This is a genomic window from Gemmatimonadota bacterium (genome assembly GCA_040388625.1).
Taxonomy (GTDB): domain Bacteria; phylum Gemmatimonadota; class Gemmatimonadetes; order Gemmatimonadales; family Gemmatimonadaceae; genus Fen-1247.
The window spans coordinates 1-1,474 of the sequence record JAZKBK010000008.1 but is presented as its reverse complement, the minus strand read 5'-3'; the positions used below and the strand labels follow the sequence as shown (position 1 = coordinate 1,474).

The following is a 1,474-nucleotide window of genomic DNA, read 5'->3' as shown; positions in this document are numbered from 1 at the left end:
CCGACGAGCCGGCGCGGCAGCCATAGGTTCCACTCCCACGACCAGTTGCGCGGCAGCTTCACGCCGCAACTCCCGGTGCGCATCTCGACAAGCTCGTGGGTGAACGTGCAGGCGCGGTCGAGCCGGTCGCCCAGCAGCTCGCGCACGATGTCCGGCCCGAAGCCGGCGCGCACCACATCGCGCTTGACCGAAACGTAATGAACGACGTCACCCGACGTGCACGCGAACCCCCATATGACCGCCGGGCCCGCCGCTGACGCGTAGACGCGCTCCGGATCGCAGATGACCTCGGTGGTCGCCCACGGCGCGGAGAGCAGCCGCTCGACTAGCGGCGCCTGCTCGGCCCACAGCTCGCGCGTCTTCTCGCGGACGTAGGCGCTGCCCGACGATTCGCGGATCGGCACTTGTCGCACGTGAGCCCCGCGCTCTTCGCCCTCGATGCCGCGAGAGTAGGACGCGGTCCAGAGGTAGACGATGCCGTCCTCGTCCTCGGGGGCGTAGGGACGCTTTACCCATTCATCACTGGCGCTCACGCGACGTGCTTCCAGTTACGCCGCGTGATGGCGGAATAGATGGTCGACTGAGCAACCCCGTACTCTCGAGCAAGAGATCGAGTCGACACGCCTGACGCGCTCTTCAGTCGGATTGAAGCAACGTCAGTCTCATGAAGGACCGCATACGACCTGCCCGACCCTGGATTCGACCTGCCCTTCGCGAGCATGTCGCGAGAGTTCTCTGCGCACGTACCCTCGCGAAGGTGCCCCGGGTTACAACATGCCGGCCTGTCGCACGAGTGCAGCAACACCATGCCTGGTGCAGGGAACCGATCGTGAGCGAGAAGGAACGCAAACCGGTGAGCCGGAAAAGTCCTCACGACACCGCCGAGGCGAAACCCAAAAACCCCATAGCCTTTTGGGTTTAGGGCCGCAGTCCAGGGCCAGCATTCGGAGGATGGCCCCCGCTGAACCTTGGCAAGGAAGCGAGAAACACTCTCGATTGAGGGCGAGGCGGTCACGCGACGAACATCTTCGTATCCTCGGCTGGGTTGCTACGTAACTAGAGCGTCTGATTCCTGTAGCACAACGTCGTTTGATTGACGACTGCGCTCACGTCTTCGCTGCTTTGAGAGCCGTACGACTCGACGCTCCCAGCCCTCGGTGCAGCGATACTTGTCGACGTGGTTGAGACCGCTGCGCGCGATCTCGCACCCCTCTATGTCGACCAGCGCGAGGGCGAGGTCCTCATCGCCGGGCGACCAGATGACGACCATGCGGTCGTAGTCGATGCGAAGTGTCACGAAAGTCGAGCGGGCAAGGGAGTGTGCCTCGGGTGATTTCCGATAACCGAGACACTTCGGCCCGTTCGGAGCGGCAGTCCTGGAGTCGAACCAGGGACCTACAGTTTGGAGTTAACCGTTCTGCGTCGGCCCACGAATGGGCAAGGGGTTGCGGGACGGGTTTGCTGTTGCTCTACC

3 protein-coding genes are annotated in these 1,474 nt (G+C 63.5%); all 3 read right to left on the bottom strand.

The window, feature by feature from the left end; genetic code table 11:
- On the bottom strand, positions 1-533 hold a 533-nt coding region (locus V4529_16705; protein MES2359982.1), incomplete at its 3' end, for a hypothetical protein.
- The gene (locus V4529_16700) at positions 530-874 is read right to left on the bottom strand and encodes an HNH endonuclease (GenBank protein MES2359981.1); all 345 of its coding nucleotides are present in this window, start codon (positions 872-874) and stop codon (positions 530-532) included. The genes V4529_16700 and V4529_16705, both read right to left, overlap by 4 nt.
- A 174-nt stretch (positions 875-1,048) precedes the next feature.
- Positions 1,049-1,297, bottom strand: coding sequence for a hypothetical protein (locus V4529_16695; GenBank protein ID MES2359980.1), 249 nt, complete (start codon positions 1,295-1,297; stop codon positions 1,049-1,051).
- Positions 1,298-1,474: the final 177 nt, after the last annotated feature.